The sequence below is a fragment of the Promicromonospora sp. NPDC090134 genome (genome assembly GCF_044746965.1).
Taxonomy (GTDB): domain Bacteria; phylum Actinomycetota; class Actinomycetes; order Actinomycetales; family Cellulomonadaceae; genus Promicromonospora.
The window spans coordinates 115,974-131,621 of the sequence record NZ_JBIVCZ010000002.1 but is presented as its reverse complement, the minus strand read 5'-3'; the positions used below and the strand labels follow the sequence as shown (position 1 = coordinate 131,621).

Sequence of the window (15,648 nt, the reverse complement as noted above, 5' to 3'; positions counted from 1 at the left end):
GGACTCGGGCGATACTGAAGGGTCGGACTCGAACGGAGCAAGGCATGGCTCGGTGGCGCACCCCGGTTCCGGCCGGGGCGCGCCCTGACGGGCCGTTCGAACCGGGCGAACAGGACATTCCTTCGCAGCTCGACCGCGGCGAGGTCCTCGCCCGGGCCCTGACGCGCGCGGACCTGGCGGCGGCGCTCGCGGTCTGTGCCGTCGACCCCGTCGCCTCGGTGCTCGCCACGGCGCGCCTGGAGATCGCGGCGCGCTCCGGGTTCGGCGCCGCCGCGGGCCAGGCGTGGGGGTTCCCCGCCGTCGGCCCGCTCGAGGCGGTGTGCTGGTCCGGCGCCAACCTGGTGCCCGTGGTCCCGATCACCGAACCCGCCCGGCGCGCCGAGGCGATCGCCGCCTTCACGGCGGTCGCTCGCGTGTACGGGCGCCGGTCGTCGTCGATCGTGGGGGAGCAGCGGGCCGCGCTCGCGCTCTGGGAGCGGCTGTCTCCGCACTGGCCGCCGGCCCGGGACATCCGGGCCGACCAGCCGTCGATGGCCATCGGGACGGCGCCCTCGGTGCCGCCCGAGCCCACGGTCCGCCGTTCGGTCCCGGCCGAGCTGGACCTCGTGCTCCCCGCCTGCGTGCGCATGTTCACCGAGGAGGTCGGCTACTCGCCGGTCGCCTCCGGCGGCTCCGCCTACGCGGAGCGCGTCAAGTCGCTCATCGCGGAGGGGCGGTCGTTCGTCCGTTTCGTGCCCGACGTCGCCGGGCGGCCCGCCGTGGCCTTCAAGGCAGAGCTCGGCGCGGTGGCCGGCGGGGTCGCCCAGGTCCAGGGCGTCTGGGTGGAACCGGCGTTCCGCGGCCGCGGCTGGTCGGAGTCGGGCATGGCCGCGGTGGTCGACGCGACCCGCGCGTCGGTCGCGCCGGTCGTCTCGCTCTACGTGAACGCCTACAACGAGCGGGCCATGGCCGCCTACCGGCGGGTCGGCTTCGAGCAGGTGGGCACCTTCGCGACCGTCCTGTTCTGACCTGGCTGCCGGTGCTCAGCCCGCGTTGACTACCGGGCCCCGCTCGCCGTCGTCGACCGCGATCCGGAGGTGCATGCCAAGCGCTCGTGCCAGTCGGTCGAGCGTCGGGATCGACGGCACACCGCCACCGTTCTCCAGGCGGGCGATCACGCTCTGGTGGGTGCCCATGCGTCGAGCGAGCTCGGTCTGGGTGACGCCCGCAGCCGTGCGCGCGTCGTAGACGAGGGTTGCCAGCTCGTGAGCGAGCGCGGCCTCGTCATAGGCCTCGCTGTAGGTGCCCTTCTCGGCAGGCGTCATCCGGGCAGTGCGGTTGGCGCGCAGTTCGTTCCACGTGCGATTTGCCATCGTGCTCACCCCTTGGTCCTCGGGTCCGGCAGCCTGTCCCGCCGCTCGCCTCGTGCCTTTCTTGCTCGATCGATCTCACGCTGCTCGTTCTGGCGCTGCTTCCGGAACGTGGTAAGCGTGAAGACCTTTCGTTCCGGTGAACTCGATCTGCCAAGTCATCTAGTCAACATAGCGTTGATGCTATGTTATCGCGCGCGCAGAGGTGCGGCCAGCGGACAGCAGCCGGTCACCGCAGCAGCTTGGACATACGGCGGTCCGCCAGCGGCTTGCCGCCCGTCTGGCACGTGGGGCAGTACTGCATCGACCGGTCGGCGAACGACACCTCGTGCACCGTGTCGCCGCACGGGACGCCGTTCCAGCCCGGGCACGGCTCGCCCGTCCGCCCGTGCACCCGCATCCCGGCCCGCTTGGCGTCCTTGAGCTCCTTGGCCGGCTTGCCCGACGCCGCCTCGATCGCCTCCGTGAGCACGTCGCCGATCGCGGTGTGCAGCCGGGCGGTCTCCTCGGACGTGAACGTCCCGGTCAGCTTGTACGGGCTGAACCGGCCCACGAGCAGGATCTCGTCGCTGTAGGCGTTGCCGATGCCGGCGATGGCCCGCTGGTCGCGTAGCAGGCCCTTGACCTGCTGGTTCTTCGCCGCGAGCAGCTGAGCCAGCACCTCGGTGGTGAACTCGGGCGCCAGCGGCTCCACGCCCAGCGAGGCGATCATCTCGATGTCGGCCGGGTCGCGGACCACGTGTACCGCGAGCCGCTTGCGGGTTCCCGCCTCGGTCAGGTCGAACCCGGAGCCGTCGTCGAGCCGCACGCGCAGGGCGAGGACGGCGCCCCGGCTGGAACCGCCGAGCGACGGCCGGACGGGCTTGGTCGACAGGGCGTCCGACCAGCGCACCCAGCCGCCCCGGGAGAGGTGGAAGACCAGGTGGAGCGGGGCGCCGTCGGCGGAGGCCGGGGAGACCGCCAGGTCCAGCCACTTGCCGTGCCGGGCCACGTCCGTGACCCGGCCCCCGGCGAGCGCCGCGGGCGGCGGGTCGAACGTCTTGAGCGCGGCGATCGAACCGACCTCCACCGCGGCGACCGTGCGCCCCGCCGTCCGCGCGCGCAGGAAGTTGGCGAGCGCGGCGACCTCGGGCAGCTCCGGCATGGCCTCATCCTCCGCAACTTCCCTGAACTCGGCAAGGTAGGTACCACTTATTCCAGGCGAGCCGCGGGCCTCCGCGCGGATAGGCTGTGCCCCATGTCTTCCGCACGCCTCACTCAGGGCGACGTGCTGCGCATGTCGTCCCTCTTCGTCCGTACCCTGCGCGAGGACCCGGCCGAGGCCGAGGTCGCCAGCCACAAGCTCCTCGTGCGGGCCGGGTACATCCGCCGGGCCGCCCCGGGCATCTACTCGTGGCTGCCGCTCGGCCTGCGGGTGCTGGCCAAGATCGAGGCGATCGTCCGCGAGGAGATGGTGGCGATCGGCGGCCAGGAGGTGCACTTCCCGGCGCTGCTGCCGCGGGAGCCCTACGAGGCCACGGGTCGCTGGGAGGAGTACGGCGCCGGCCTGTTCCGGCTCAAGGACCGCAAGGACGCCGACTACCTGCTCGCGCCCACGCACGAGGAGATGTTCGCGCTCCTGGTCAAGGACCTGTACTCGTCGTACAAGGACCTGCCGGTCACCCTCTTCCAGATCCAGACCAAGTACCGCGACGAGGCGCGTCCCCGCGCGGGCCTGATCCGCGGGCGCGAGTTCATCATGAAGGACTCGTACTCCTTCGACGTCAAGGACGAGGGCCTGGACGTCAGCTACCAGAAGCACCGCGAGGCGTACGAGAAGATCTTCACGCGCCTCGGCCTGGACTACGTGATCGTCTCGGCGATGTCGGGCGCCATGGGCGGCTCCCGCTCCGAGGAGTTCCTCTCGCCGTCGCCGATCGGCGAGGACACCTTCGTGCGCTCGCCCGGCGGTTACGCCGCCAACGTGGAGGCTGTGGTCACGCCCGTCCCCGAGGCGATCCCGTACGACGACGCCCCCGCGGCCCACGTCGAGGACACGCCGGACACCCCGACGATCGCCACGCTGGTCGACGTCGCGAACGAGAAGTTCCCGCGCCCCGACCGTGCCTGGACCGCCGCCGACACGCTGAAGAACGTGGTGCTCGCGCTGGTCCAGCCCGACGGCACCCGCGAGCTGGTCGTCGTCGGCCTGCCCGGCGACCGCGAGGTCGACCTCAAGCGCATCGAGGCCGCGCTGACGCCGGCCGAGCCCGAGGCCGCCACCGAGGAGGACTTCAAGAAGTTCCCGCAGCTCGTCAAGGGCTACATCGGCCCGCAGGCGCTCGGCCCCCAGGGCGAGCAGGTCGAGGGCGCCGACGGCGAGAAGGTCCCCGCCATCCGCTACCTGCTGGACCCGCGCGTGGTGCCCGGCACCCGCTGGATCACGGGTGCCAACGAGCCCGGCAAGCACGTCTTCGACCTGGTGGCCGGCCGCGACTTCACCGCCGACGGCGCCGTCGAGGCCGCCGAGGTGCGCGTCGGCGACCCGGCTCCTGACGGCTCCGGCCCGCTGGAGCTCGCGCGCGGCATCGAGATGGGCCACATCTTCCAGCTCGGCCGCAAGTACGCCGAGGCCCTGGGCCTGGTGGTGCTCGACGAGAACGGCAAGCAGGCCGTCGTGACCATGGGCTCGTACGGCGTCGGCGTCACGCGCGCCCTGGCTGCGCTGGCCGAGGCCAACCACGACGAGCGCGGCCTGGCGTGGCCGGCGCACGTCGCCCCCGTGCACGTGCACCTGGTCGCGGCGGGCAAGGACTCCGCGGTGTTCGAGGCGGCCGCGAAGATCGCGGACGAGCTCGCCGCCCGCGGCGTCGAGGTGCTCTACGACGACCGAGCCGGCAAGACGTCGCCGGGCGTGAAGTTCAAGGACGCCGAGCTGCTCGGCGCCCCGCTCGTGGTCACCGTGGGCAAGGGTCTGGCCGACGGCCTGGTCGAGGTCCGCCCGCGTGCGGGCGAGTCGGAGCACTTCCCCGTGGCCGGCATCGTGGACGCCGTGGTCGAGCGGGTCGAGGCCCTGCTCGGCTGAGGCCGAGCCCGACGGTCAGGCGAGCTCCGGCAGTCCCGGGAACGGGACTGCCGGAGCGCCCCAGCGGGCGCCGGCGAGCGTGGAGTCCGTCAGCAGCGCGACCAGCACGGCGCGCGTGCCCGGCTCGGCGAGGCCGACCAGCGAGGCGTAGTTCTGGGCCAGGCCGTTCTCGAGGTCGCGGGCGAGGTCCGTCGTGGTGGTGTCCGGTCCGGGCACCGCGTAGGCGACGCGCCGGGGGTCCTGGTCGGTGCCGGCCGTCCCCGCGAGGACGGCCCAGTCCTGGGCCCGCGTGCGGTGCACGACGGCTCGGTCGAGCGCCTGGGTGCGGATCGGCTCGTCGGCCTGTGCCGCTCGTACCTCGAGCGCGTAGGCCGCGGTGTCCTCGGCCAGGATCAGGGCGCTCAGGTCCTCGGCCGCCAGGCCGGTGGGCGCCACGGGCGCCTCCTCGCTCGTGGCCGACGCCGGCGTCGCCGAGCCCTCGTCGCCCTCGCTGGGCTCCGGGGCGGGATCGCCGGGCTCGGGGATCTCGGTGGAGGGCAGGGCAGGGCCGTCGGCGCCGGTGAGCTGCGCGAGAGTCCTGGCGTGCTGCGTCTGCGACGTGGAGATCGAGGCGAGCAGCCGGCCCAGCGGCCCGGACTGCGCCTGGTCGGCGGCGGCCCGGGTGCGCGTCGCGGCGTCGCGCAGCGACGTGACGACGGCCCGCGGCGTGGGCTCCTCGGCGGTCGCCGAGGGCGAGGAACCGGAGTCCTCGGCCACGATGTCGCCGAGGCCCGAGTCGTACTCGCCGCCGAGCTCCTCCGCCTGCACGGTCGCCGTCTCGGCGATGACGGTGAGCTCGGTCCTGACGTCGGCCCTGATCCCGTCCGACGTCGCGGCGGTCTCGGCCTGGTCGGCCACCAGCAGCGCGTCGGCCACCGCCGTGCGCCGCAGGACCTCCGCCGCGTCCGGCACGGGCTCCGTCGGCGGCGGCGTCTCGAGCCGTAGCCCGCAACCTGAGAGAATGATCGCGCAGGTCAGGGCCAGCGCGGTCAGACCTGACCTGCGTCGGGAGCGGGCCGTGCCGCCGGAGGGGTTCATCGGGGCCGATGATGCCACGTTCTCGAACCCTGTTCGTGCCCGCCCGGTTGCGGTCGGGTCACGGACATCACGTTCTTCGCGAAGTGCCGAGGTCCGACGCTTCGTTAGGCTTGACGCAGACAACAACAGCACATCGGTCGAACCGTTCCGGCTCGAACCGTGCCCCCGCCCGGGGGAGCCGACGGGAGGCAGTCGATGACACAGCAGGCGGATGCGGTCCGCGAGGTGGTGGGACCGGTGGTCGAGGCCGCGGGGCTCTACCTCGAGGAGGTGAGCGCCACCCGGGCGGGCAGCAAGTCCGTGGTCCGGGTCACCGTCGACCTGCCGGACGACGCCGTGGGCAGCCTGGACTCCGACGTCCTCGGCGACGTGTCGCGCGCGATCTCCGCGGCGCTGGACACGGACGACGTCGTCGCCGGTGCCTACACGCTCGAGATCTCGACGCCGGGCACCTCCCGGCCGCTGACCGAGCTGCGGCACTTCAAGCGCGCCCGGACGCGGCTGGTGACGCTCAAGCTCACCGACGGCGGCCGGGTCGAGGGCCGGCTGACCGAGGTGCTCGACGGCGCCGAGGGCGCCGTGCTGGTGCTCGACGACGACCGGCGGGTCCCCGTCGGCGACGTCGCCCGGGGCAAGGTCGAGGTCGAGCTGCGACGGCTCGAGGACGCCCAGGATGCCGAGGATTCGGAACTGGGCGAGAGTGCAGGTGAAGACACCGACGAGGACTCGGACGGTGCCGCTACGGACAACACGACCGAGGGTCACCCCGGCCGCAACGAGGAAGGCTGACATGGACATCGACATGAGCACGCTCCGGATGCTGGAGCGCGAGAGGGACCTCAGCCTGGACGTCCTCGTCGCGGCCATCGAGCAGGCGCTCCTCTCGGCCTACCACCGCACCCCGGACGCCTACAACCGGGCCCGGGTCGAGGTGGACCGCGCGTCAGGCCACGTGACGGTGTGGGCGCGCGAGGAGCTGCCCGTGGACGTGGACCCCGAGGACCCGGACGCGCGTCCCGCCGTGGAGCTCGGACCCGAGTTCGACGACACGCCGCAGGACTTCGGCCGCATCGCGACCGCGACGGCCCGCCAGGTGATCGTCCAGCGCCTGCGCGACGCCGAGGACGACCAGGTGCTCGGCACCTTCCGCGGCAAGGAGGGCGAGGTCCTGGCCGGCGTCATCCAGCAGGGCCGCGACCCGCGCATGGTGCTCGTGGACGTGGGCGGCACCGAGGCCGTGCTGCCGCCGCACGAGCAGGTGCCCACCGAGGAGTACGTGCACGGCGAGCGGCTGCGCGCCTACGTGGTGGAGGTCAGCCGCGGAATGAAGGGCCCCCAGATCACGTTGAGCCGTACACACCCGAACCTGGTGCGCAAGCTCTTCGAGCTCGAGGTCCCGGAGATCGCGGACGGCTCGGTGGAGATCACCGCCATCGCCCGCGAGGCGGGGCACCGCACCAAGATGGCCGTGCGTTCCCGCGTGTCCGGGCTGAACGCCAAGGGTGCGTGCATCGGCCCGATGGGCGCCCGCGTCCGCGCGGTGATGGCCGAGCTGCACGGCGAGAAGATCGACATCGTCGACCACAGCGACGACCCGGCCTCCTTCGTGGCGAGCGCGCTGTCGCCGGCCCGTGTGTCGTCTGTCACAGTGGTCGACGCCGACGCGCGTGCCGCACGGGCGATCGTCCCCGACTACCAGCTGTCCCTCGCGATCGGCAAGGAAGGGCAGAACGCCCGGCTGGCCGCGAAGCTGACGGGGTGGCGGATCGACATCCGCTCGGACGAGGCTGCTGACGCCGACGCAGGTGGCGCCGCCGCCGACGCACAGAGCGGTCGGTAACGCCCGGTGGGTCGGCGCGGTAGACTGTCCGAGTCTGGGCCGCGTGCTCGTCCTTCGACATACCCCGCTCCGCCTGTCATGGGCCCGGTGCGGACGTGTGTCGGATGTCGGGGGCGCGACCAGCGGTCTGCACTCCTGCGTCTGGTGCTGGACACCCCGATGCATGATGTCGACGTGGCAGAGCCACGGCGCATCGTCGTCGACGTCCGTGCCTGTCTGCCGGGTCGCGGCGCCTGGGTCCACCCGGTGCCGCAGTGCCTGGAGCTCGCCGAGCGCCGCAGGGCCGTCCCCCGCGCACTGCGCGCCGACGGGCCCCTCGACCTCGGCGAGGTGCGAGCACACCTCGGCCGGTGAGGTGCCGGCCGCAAGACCGTTCCGACCGGGCGCGACAGAGCGCCCGGCCGAATCATGAAGTTCGTCGACAAGGAAGCGGGTTTGAAGCCGATGGGCACCCGATGAGTCCCCAGCGATGAGTACGCAGTACTAACGGTGGTCCTCCCTGTCCCGGGACGGACCGAGACAGGAGAGATGTGGCGAAGATCCGCGTTCACGAGCTGGCTAAGCAGCTCGGAGTGGAGAGCAAGACCCTGATGGGCGAGCTGAAGGCCGCGGGCGAGTTCGTCCGCTCGGCCTCCTCGACCCTCGAGGCCCCGGTCGAGCGAGCGATGCGCGACAAGTTCCCCGTCGGTGGCGCCGCTGGCGCGTCCGACAAGGGCGCTGCGGCAAAGCCGGCCGCGAAGAGCGCGCCGAAGCCGGCCGCGAAGCCCGCGGCCCGGAAGCCTGCCGAGGCGGCACCCGCCCCGGCTCCCGCACCGGCCCCGGCACCGAAGTCCGAGGCGGCTCCCGCACCTGCGCCCGCCCCGGCACCGACCCCTGCGCCGGCGGCTCCTGCCCCGGCCCCGGCGGCCGAGCAGACCCCTGTGGCGCCCGCGGCATCGGCCACGCCGGCCGCCGCGGCGCCCAAGCCCGGTGCGCCGAAGCCGGCTTCCGCGGCCCCCAAGCCCGGTGCGCCGAAGCCCGCCGCCGCCCCCTCGGGCGCGCGTCCGGGTGGTCGTGACGGCGGCCGTGGTGGCCGTCCGGGCGGCGGTAACCCGCGTCCGGGCAACAACCCCTTCGCGACGAGCCAGGGCATGCCCCGTCCCGGTGGCGGCCGTGGTGGCCGTCCCGCGGCCGGTGGCGGCGAGCGTCCCGGTGGCGGTAACCCGCGTCCGGGCAACAACCCCTTCGCGACCAGCCAGGGCATGCCGCGTCCGGGGCAGCGCCCCGAGCGCAGCGAGTCGGCCGGCGAGCGCCCGGGTGGTCCCCGCCCCGGCGGCCCGCGTCCCTCGGCGCCCCGTCCCGGTGGCACCGGTGGCGGCGGCCCGCGCCCGAACCCCGGCATGATGCCGGGCAAGACCAACATGCCGCGTCCGGGCGACCGCCCGGCACCGGGTGGCGGCCGTGGTCGCCCCGGTGGCGGCGGCGGTGGCCGTCCCGGTCCTGGTGGCGCCGGCGGTGCCGGTGCTCCGGGTCGTCCCGGTGGTGGCGGCGGTGGCGGCTTCGGCGGCCCGCGTCGGGGTGCCGGCGGTCGCGGTGCGACGCAGGGTGCCTTCGGGCGCGCCGGCGGCAAGCCGGTCCGCGGCCGTAAGTCGCGTCGGGCGAAGCGCCAGGAGTTCGAGGCCATGCAGGCCCCGTCGCTCGGCGGCGTGCAGGTTCCCCGCGGCAACGGCACCACCGTCGTGCGTCTGCGTCACGGTGCCTCGCTGAACGATTTCGCGGACAAGATCGACGCGAACCCCGCGGCGCTCGTGACCGTCCTGTTCCACCTGGGCGAGATGGCCACGGCCACGCAGTCGCTCGACGAGGACACGTTCGGCACGCTGGCCACCGAGCTCGGCTACCAGATCGAGATGGTCTCGGCCGAGGAGGAGGACCGCGAGCTGCTCGGGGCCTTCGACATCGACCTGCAGGCCGAGGAGGCAGGCGAGTCCGACGAGGACCTGGCCGCGCGTCCGCCGGTCGTGACCGTCATGGGTCACGTCGACCACGGTAAGACCAAGCTGCTCGACGCCATCCGCAAGTCGGACGTCGTCGCCGGTGAGCACGGTGGCATCACGCAGCACATCGGTGCCTACCAGATCACGCACGAGCACGAGGGCACCGAGCGTGCCATCACGTTCATCGACACCCCGGGCCACGAGGCGTTCACCGCCATGCGTGCCCGTGGTGCCCAGGTCACGGACATCGCGATCCTCGTGGTCGCGGCCGACGACGGCGTGATGCCGCAGACGGTCGAGGCCGTGAACCACGCGCAGGCGGCCGGCGTGCCGATCGTCGTCGCGGTCAACAAGATCGACGTCGAGGGCGCCAACCCGGCGAAGGTGCGTCAGCAGCTCACCGAGTACAACCTGGTGGCCGAGGAGTACGGCGGCGACACGATGTTCGTCGACGTCGCGGCGAAGCCGGGGATCGGCATCGACGACCTCGTCGAGGCCGTCCTGCTGACCGCCGACGCGGCTCTCGACCTGCGCGCCAACCCGACCAAGGACGCGCGCGGCGTCGCGATCGAGGCCAACCTCGACAAGGGCCGTGGCCCCGTGGCCACGGTGCTGGTCCAGTCGGGCACGCTGCACGTCGGTGACTCCATCGTCGCCGGTACGGCTCACGGCCGTGTGCGTGCGATGTTCGACGAGCACGGCAACGCGGTCGACGCGGCTCTGCCCGCCCGCCCGGTGCAGGTGCTCGGTCTGACGAGCGTCCCGAGCGCCGGCGACACGTTCCTCGTGGCGCCGGACGACCGGACCGCGCGGCAGATCGCCGAGAAGCGCGAGGCGGCCGAGCGCGCCGCGACGCTGGCCAAGCGTCGCAAGCGGATCAGCCTCGAGGACTTCGACACCGAGCTCAAGAAGGGCAAGGTCGAGAGCCTCAACCTCATCCTCAAGGGCGACGTGTCCGGTGCCGTCGAGGCACTGGAGGACGCGCTGCTCAAGATCGACGTGGGCGAGGAGGTCGAGCTGCGCGTCATCCACCGTGGTGTGGGTGCGATCACGCAGAACGACGTCAACCTGGCCACCGTCGACAGCGCCGTGATCATCGGCTTCAACGTGAAGTACGGCGAGCGCGTCGAGGAGCTGGCGGATCGCGAGGGCGTCGACGTCAAGTTCTACTCGGTCATCTACCAGGCGATCGAGGACGTCGAGGCGGCCCTCAAGGGCATGCTCAAGCCGGAGTACGAGGAGGTCCAGCTCGGGACCGCGGAGATCCGTCAGGTCTTCCGTTCCTCGAAGTTCGGCAACATCGCCGGTTCGGTGGTCCGCTCGGGCACCATCCGACGCAACTCGAAGGCGCGCGTGCTCCGCAACGGCACCGTGGTGGGGGACAACCTCACGATCGAGTCGCTGCGTCGCGAGAAGGACGACGTCACCGAGGTCCGCGAGGGCTTCGAGTGCGGTATCGGTCTCGGGTCGTTCAACGACGTCACCGAGGGCGACATCATCGAGACCTTCGAGATGCGCGAGAAGCCGCGCGACTGATTTCCGATCGCCGAGTCAGCATGCTGGTCCGCGATCCGTAGGGGTGCTCCCCGCGGGTCGCGGACCAGCATGCTGACTCGGCGCATGTGAAAGGACTGGACCATGGTCGACAATCCGCGGGCTCGTAAGCTCGCCGACCGCATCAAGGTGATCGTCGCGCAGATGATCGACACGCGGATCAAGGATCCGCGGCTCGGCTTCATGACGGTCACGGACGTCCGGGTGACCGGCGACCTGCAGAACGCCTCGGTGTTCTACACGGTCTACGGCTCGGACGAGGAGCGGGAGGGCACCGCCGCGGCGCTGAAGAGCGCCACGGGCCTGATCCGCTCGGAGGTGGGCAAGCAGACGGGCATCCGCCTGACGCCGACCCTCGAGTTCCACCTCGACTCGGTCCCCGACACGGCTGCTCACCTCGACGCCGCGCTGATCGAGGCGCGCAAGCGGGACGCCGAGCTCGAGGCACTGCGTGCCGGGGCCCGGTACGCGGGTGACGAGGACCCGTACAAGAAGCCGCGCGAGGACGACGCCGAGGCCGAGTGACCTCCGACCCCGCGCTCGCGCGTGACATCGACGCCGCCTGCCGCCTGACCGGGACGTTCACGCTCCGGTCGGGCCAGGCGGCGTCGGAGTACTTCGACAAGTACCTGTTCGAGACGGACCCGGCGCTGCTGGCCCGGGTCGCGCGCCAGATGGTGCCGCTGGTCCCTGCGGGCGCCGACCTGCTCGGCGGCCTCGAGCTCGGCGGGGTGCCGATCGTGACCGTGCTCAGCGGCCTGACCGGCACGGGCGCGCTGTACGTGCGCAAGCAGGCCAAGGAGTACGGCACCGCGAAGCTCGCGGAGGGGCCGCCGGTCGAGGGCCGCCGGGTCGTGCTGGTCGAGGACGTGATCACCACCGGCGGCGCCGTCCGCGCCGCGACGTCGGCGCTGCGGGCTGCCGGGGCCGTCGTCGACACGGTGGTCTGCGCGATCGACCGCAGCCCGGCCGGCAGCACGCCCCTGGCCGACGTCGGCGTGGAGGTCCGCGCCGTCCTGACCAAGGCCGACCTCGATGCCGCGCGGCGCGCCGCGGGCGCGGGATACTGATCCCCATGACCTCTCCCACCCCGCAGGCTCCCGCGCGCCGTCCCACGGCCGCCGACGGGTTCGTCGTGGTCGACAAGCCGCAGGGCTGGACCAGCCACGACGTCGTCGGGCGGATGCGGCGCCTGGCCGGGACCCGCAAGGTCGGCCATGCCGGCACGCTCGACCCGATGGCGACCGGCGTGCTCGTGCTCGGGATCGGCCGGGCGACCAAGCTGCTGACCTACGTGGTCGGCGCCGACAAGGACTACGACGCCACGATCCGGCTGGGCGTCGCGACGACCACGGACGACGCCGAGGGGACGGTCGCCGCCGTGGCCGGCCCCGACGCCGTCGGGCGCGTGGACCGGGCTGTGCTGGACGCCGCGGTCGCCGACCTCACGGGCGACATCCTGCAGGTGCCCACGTCCGTGTCCGCGATCAAGGTGGACGGGAAGCGGGCCTACGCGCGCGTCCGGGCGGGGGAGGAGGTCGCGCTGAAGGCGCGGCCCGTCACCGTGTCCCGGTTCGAGGTCCTGGACGTCCGCACGACGACGGCGGTCGTGCCCGACGGCGACCTGACCGACGCCGGCGATCCGGGCGAGGGCCAGGGCGACGGCCCGACCCGCGAGGTGCCCGTCGTCGACGTCGACGTGCGCGTCACCGTCTCGTCGGGCACCTACGTGCGCGCCCTGGCCCGCGACCTCGGCGCGGCTCTCGGCACCGGCGGCCACCTGACCGCGCTGCGCCGCACCCGGGTGGGCGGCTACCCGCTGGACGGCGCCCGCACGCTGGAGGAGCTGGAGGCGCAGGCCGACGCCGACGGCACGCTGGCCACGCTCCCGCTGGCCGACGCCGCGCGTGGCACCTTCCCGGTGCGTGAGCTGGACGAGGCCGAGGTGCGGGCGCTCGGCTACGGTCAGTGGGTCGAGCCGTCGGGTCGCGCCGACGTCGTGGCGGCGCTCTCGCCGTCGGGCACGCTCGTGGCGCTGCTGGAGGACACGCGGCGCCGCGGCGAGAGCCTCGCCAAGCCGGTCCTGGTGCTCGCCCCCGCGCCCTGACCGGACCGGTGAGCGCCGGGCACGGTCCCGGTCGGGCTACGCTTGACGACCGGTGCGGATGTCGCGCGAGCGGCCCTAGCGCCTGCGCCACCCGATTCATGAGGAGCAACCCGCGTGCAGCTGTGGACGGACCTGGAACAGGTTCCCCCGGGATTCGGACCATCAGTGGTGACGATCGGCAACTTCGACGGCGTTCACCGCGGCCACCAGGCGGTGCTCGACCGCATCCTCCGGCTCGCCCGGAGCGACGCGGCCAGCGCCGTCGCCGTGACGTTCCATCCGCACCCTTCCGCGGTGCACCGGCCCGACTCGGCCCCTGAGCTGATCACGGGCCTGGAGGACCGCCTGGCGCTCATGGAGCGCACCGGTCTCGACGCGACCCTGCTGGTCAACTACACCCTCGACTTCGCGGCCCAGACGCCCGAGGAGTTCGTGTCCCGGTATCTGGTCGACGGCCTGCGGGCCCGCACCGTGGTGGTGGGGCACGACGTGCGCTTCGGCAAGCAGAACGCGGGCACGCTCGCCACGATGGTCGAGCTCGGCGGGCAGCACGGGTTCGAGGTCGTGGCCATCGAGGACGTCGGCGACTCGGCCGGTGAGGGCGACGGGCACCAGCGGTGGTCGTCCACGGCCGTGCGCGCGCTGCTCGCGGAGGGCGACGTGGACCAGGCCGCCGACGTGCTCGGCCGCCCGCACCTCGTGCGCGGCACCGTGGTGCACGGCGACGCGCGGGGCCGCGAGATGGGCTTCCCGACCGCCAACCTCGGCGACATCACCGGCCTGGTGCCGGCGGACGGCGTCTACGCGGGCTGGCTGCGCCGCGGCACCGCCGCGACCTGCGCGAGCCTCGCCGGGCCCGAGCACGACCGGGCGACCGCATCCGGCGCCGGCCTGGGGCAGGAGGAGATCCTGCCCGCCGCGATCTCCGTGGGCACCAACCCGACGTTCGACGGCGTGGAGCGCCGCGTCGAGGCCTACGTGCTCGACCGGACCGACCTCGACCTGTACGACCAGACGGTCGTGCTCGAGTTCGTGGCGCACCTGCGCCCCACGCTGCGGTTCGACGGCATGGAGCCGCTGATCGCCCAGATGAACGACGACGTGGCGCGGGCCCGCAAGATCCTGCGGCCGTAGGGCGGGCGCACCCTCCATGAACTAAGATTTAATCTTAGTAAGATCCGATCTTAGTTTACGGAGACGAGCATGGAGTTTCGCGGACGCGACTCGGACCTGCGCCGGCTCGCCGGCCTGCTGGACGGTGTCGACGCAGGAACGGGCACCACGCGAGGCCGGGCACTGATCATGACCGGCCGGCGGCGCGTCGGTAAGTCGCGTCTGGCGCAGGAGTTCTGTGATCGCAGCGGACGTGACTATCTCGTGTTCCAGGCGACGCGGGGACGCAACGCGATGGCCGAGCGGCGAGAGTTCCTTGCCACGCTCACCCAGTCGAGCCTGCGCGCGCCCGAGATCTTCGCGCACCTGAGCCCACCGGACTGGAACGGCACGCTCCGCGCGCTCGCCGAGGTCCTGCCGGGCGACCGGCCGACCGTCGTGGTCCTCGACGAGGTGCCCTGGTTGGTCGAGCAGGACCCCGAGTTCGAAGGGGCGCTCCAGACGGTCTGGGACCAGCACCTTTCGCAGAAGCCCGTGCTGCTGCTGCTCATCGGCAGCGACCTGTCGGTCATGGAGGCCTTGCAGACCTACGGCCGGCCGTTCTTCGGGCGCGCGACCAAGATCGACATCGCGCCACTGAACCCGGCAGACGTCCAGGTCATGGCGGGTCTCAGTGCCGCCGACGCGATCGACGCGCACCTGATCACCGGTGGGTTTCCTGAGATCGTCCAGACCTGGGCATCCGGCCAGCCGCGGGTCGAGTTCCTCCGCGGCGCGCTGAGTGATCCGCTCTCGCCGCTTCTTGTCGCCGGTGAGCTCTCGCTGCTCGGCGAGTTCCCGCAGTCCTCACGGAGCAGGGCGATCCTGGAGGCCGTGGGCGACGGCGAGCGGACGTTCTCGGCCATCGCCGCGGCGGCCGGGAACTCGGGCTCCCTGCCAGCAGGCACGTTGAACCCTCTGCTCAGGACCTTGGAAGCCAAGCGGATCGTCGAGACCGACCTCCCGCTCTCGACGTCGTCGGACACGAAGAACAAGCGTTACCGCCTCGGGGACCCCTACCTGCGTTTCTGGCTCGCCTTTCTGCGACGCGCGATCCCACTCGTCGAGCGCGGGCGCGGAGACCTGGCACTCGACCGCATCGAGCGATCGTGGAGCACATGGCGTGGCAGGGCGGTGGAGCCGTTCGTGCGGGAGTCGTTGACGAGAGTCCTGCTCGGCTCCCGGTGGTCGGACGTCGAGGCGGTCGGCGGATGGTGGAACAGGCAGAACAACCCGGAGGTGGACCTGGTCGGAGCCGACCGCGCCCCGACGGCACGACGGGTCGAGTTCATCGGCTCCGTGAAGTGGTACGAGGCCGACACCTTCGGGCGGCACGAGCTCGACGACCTGGCCCGCGCCCGTGGCGTCGTGCCGGGAACCGACGAGGACACGCCCCTGGTCGCCGTGGCCCGGAGCGGGTTTGACGCCGGTCTTCCGCTGGCGGAGCACTGGGGGCCGGAGGAGATCGTCTCGGCCTGGGGATGAGGCCCGTCGGGAGATCTTCCGGCCGCTCGCGCGTTGGGCTGGTC

General features: G+C 72.6%; 14 protein-coding genes. 11 read left to right on the top strand and 3 right to left on the bottom strand.

Annotation, left to right across the window (positions count from 1 at the left end; genetic code table 11):
• The first annotated feature begins 44 nt into the window (after positions 1 to 44).
• A complete protein-coding gene (locus ACIPN7_RS07035) occupies positions 45 to 1,007 on the top strand; it encodes a GNAT family N-acetyltransferase (RefSeq protein ID WP_400539403.1) in 963 nt (320 codons plus the stop codon).
• A 15-nt stretch (positions 1,008 to 1,022) separates the two neighbouring features.
• Here the strand turns inward: ACIPN7_RS07035 and ACIPN7_RS07030 are convergent, their stop codons facing one another.
• Both ACIPN7_RS07030 and ACIPN7_RS07025 read right to left on the bottom strand, forming a co-directional pair.
• Entirely contained in the window at positions 1,023 to 1,352 is a 330-nt protein-coding gene (locus tag ACIPN7_RS07030) for a helix-turn-helix domain-containing protein (RefSeq protein ID WP_400540404.1), read from the bottom strand.
• Between the two features lie 226 nt (positions 1,353 to 1,578).
• The gene (locus ACIPN7_RS07025) at positions 1,579 to 2,493 is read right to left on the bottom strand and encodes an Fpg/Nei family DNA glycosylase (RefSeq protein WP_400539400.1); all 915 of its coding nucleotides are present in this window, start codon (positions 2,491 to 2,493) and stop codon (positions 1,579 to 1,581) included.
• A gap of 93 nt (positions 2,494 to 2,586) precedes the next feature.
• Between ACIPN7_RS07025 and ACIPN7_RS07020 the strand changes: the two genes are divergently transcribed.
• Positions 2,587 to 4,413, top strand: a complete 1,827-nt coding sequence (locus ACIPN7_RS07020) for a proline--tRNA ligase (RefSeq protein ID WP_400539398.1) — start codon at positions 2,587 to 2,589, stop codon at positions 4,411 to 4,413.
• 15 nt (positions 4,414 to 4,428) lie between these two features.
• Here ACIPN7_RS07020 and ACIPN7_RS07015 read toward each other — a convergent pair whose 3' ends face one another.
• Positions 4,429 to 5,490 (bottom strand): DUF4439 domain-containing protein, encoded by a 1,062-nt coding sequence (locus ACIPN7_RS07015; protein WP_400539395.1) that lies wholly within the window; start codon positions 5,488 to 5,490, stop codon positions 4,429 to 4,431.
• A 195-nt stretch (positions 5,491 to 5,685) separates the two neighbouring features.
• Between ACIPN7_RS07015 and rimP the strand changes: the two genes are divergently transcribed.
• The 9 genes from rimP to ACIPN7_RS06970 all read left to right on the top strand — a co-directional run bounded on the left by rimP (position 5,686) and on the right by ACIPN7_RS06970 (position 15,604).
• Positions 5,686 to 6,279 carry a ribosome maturation factor RimP gene (gene rimP, locus ACIPN7_RS07010; RefSeq protein WP_400539393.1) on the top strand — a complete coding sequence of 198 codons (594 nt, stop codon included), beginning with the start codon at positions 5,686 to 5,688 and terminating at the stop codon, positions 6,277 to 6,279.
• A gap of 1 nt (position 6,280) precedes the next feature.
• Positions 6,281 to 7,330, top strand: coding sequence for a transcription termination factor NusA (nusA, locus tag ACIPN7_RS07005; protein WP_400539391.1), 1,050 nt, complete (start codon positions 6,281 to 6,283; stop codon positions 7,328 to 7,330).
• Positions 7,331 to 7,408: 78 nt separating this feature from the next.
• Positions 7,409 to 7,684 (top strand): YlxR family protein, encoded by a 276-nt coding sequence (locus ACIPN7_RS07000; RefSeq protein ID WP_182614532.1) that lies wholly within the window; start codon positions 7,409 to 7,411, stop codon positions 7,682 to 7,684.
• 176 nt (positions 7,685 to 7,860) lie between these two features.
• Positions 7,861 to 10,842, top strand: a complete 2,982-nt coding sequence (gene infB, locus ACIPN7_RS06995; protein ID WP_400539387.1) for a translation initiation factor IF-2 — start codon at positions 7,861 to 7,863, stop codon at positions 10,840 to 10,842.
• Positions 10,843 to 10,944: 102 nt separating this feature from the next.
• The gene (rbfA, locus tag ACIPN7_RS06990) at positions 10,945 to 11,385 is read left to right on the top strand and encodes a 30S ribosome-binding factor RbfA (RefSeq protein WP_400539384.1); all 441 of its coding nucleotides are present in this window, start codon (positions 10,945 to 10,947) and stop codon (positions 11,383 to 11,385) included.
• Positions 11,382 to 11,930, top strand: a complete 549-nt coding sequence (gene pyrE / locus ACIPN7_RS06985) for an orotate phosphoribosyltransferase (RefSeq protein WP_400539381.1) — start codon at positions 11,382 to 11,384, stop codon at positions 11,928 to 11,930. The genes rbfA and pyrE overlap by 4 nt, the downstream gene beginning before the upstream one ends.
• Positions 11,931 to 11,935: 5 nt before the next feature.
• Positions 11,936 to 12,967 (top strand): tRNA pseudouridine(55) synthase TruB, encoded by a 1,032-nt coding sequence (gene truB / locus ACIPN7_RS06980; RefSeq protein ID WP_400539378.1) that lies wholly within the window; start codon positions 11,936 to 11,938, stop codon positions 12,965 to 12,967.
• Positions 12,968 to 13,081: 114 nt separating this feature from the next.
• On the top strand, positions 13,082 to 14,101 hold the full coding sequence (locus ACIPN7_RS06975; RefSeq protein WP_285105025.1) for a bifunctional riboflavin kinase/FAD synthetase: 1,020 nt from the start codon (positions 13,082 to 13,084) through the stop codon (positions 14,099 to 14,101).
• A 69-nt stretch (positions 14,102 to 14,170) separates the two neighbouring features.
• Positions 14,171 to 15,604 (top strand): ATP-binding protein, encoded by a 1,434-nt coding sequence (locus ACIPN7_RS06970; RefSeq protein WP_400539374.1) that lies wholly within the window; start codon positions 14,171 to 14,173, stop codon positions 15,602 to 15,604.
• The last annotated feature ends 44 nt before the right edge of the window (positions 15,605 to 15,648 follow it).

What these genes read in the sequence shown, in the direction of transcription:
- ACIPN7_RS07015 (WP_400539395.1), bottom strand. Translation starts at nt 5,490, where the DNA reads ATGAACCCCTCCGGCGGCACGGCCCGCTCCCGACGCAGGTCAGGTCTG.
- ACIPN7_RS06970 (WP_400539374.1), top strand. Translation starts at nt 14,171, where the DNA reads ATGGAGTTTCGCGGACGCGACTCGGACCTGCGCCGGCTCGCCGGCCTG.
- ACIPN7_RS07020 (WP_400539398.1), top strand. Translation starts at nt 2,587, where the DNA reads ATGTCTTCCGCACGCCTCACTCAGGGCGACGTGCTGCGCATGTCGTCC.
- rbfA (WP_400539384.1), top strand. Translation starts at nt 10,945, where the DNA reads ATGGTCGACAATCCGCGGGCTCGTAAGCTCGCCGACCGCATCAAGGTG.
- rimP (WP_400539393.1), top strand. Translation starts at nt 5,686, where the DNA reads ATGACACAGCAGGCGGATGCGGTCCGCGAGGTGGTGGGACCGGTGGTC.
- ACIPN7_RS07030 (WP_400540404.1), bottom strand. Translation starts at nt 1,352, where the DNA reads ATGGCAAATCGCACGTGGAACGAACTGCGCGCCAACCGCACTGCCCGG.
- ACIPN7_RS07025 (WP_400539400.1), bottom strand. Translation starts at nt 2,493, where the DNA reads ATGCCGGAGCTGCCCGAGGTCGCCGCGCTCGCCAACTTCCTGCGCGCG.
- truB (WP_400539378.1), top strand. Translation starts at nt 11,936, where the DNA reads ATGACCTCTCCCACCCCGCAGGCTCCCGCGCGCCGTCCCACGGCCGCC.
- ACIPN7_RS07000 (WP_182614532.1), top strand. Translation starts at nt 7,409, where the DNA reads ATGGGCCCGGTGCGGACGTGTGTCGGATGTCGGGGGCGCGACCAGCGG.
- ACIPN7_RS07035 (WP_400539403.1), top strand. Translation starts at nt 45, where the DNA reads ATGGCTCGGTGGCGCACCCCGGTTCCGGCCGGGGCGCGCCCTGACGGG.
- nusA (WP_400539391.1), top strand. Translation starts at nt 6,281, where the DNA reads ATGGACATCGACATGAGCACGCTCCGGATGCTGGAGCGCGAGAGGGAC.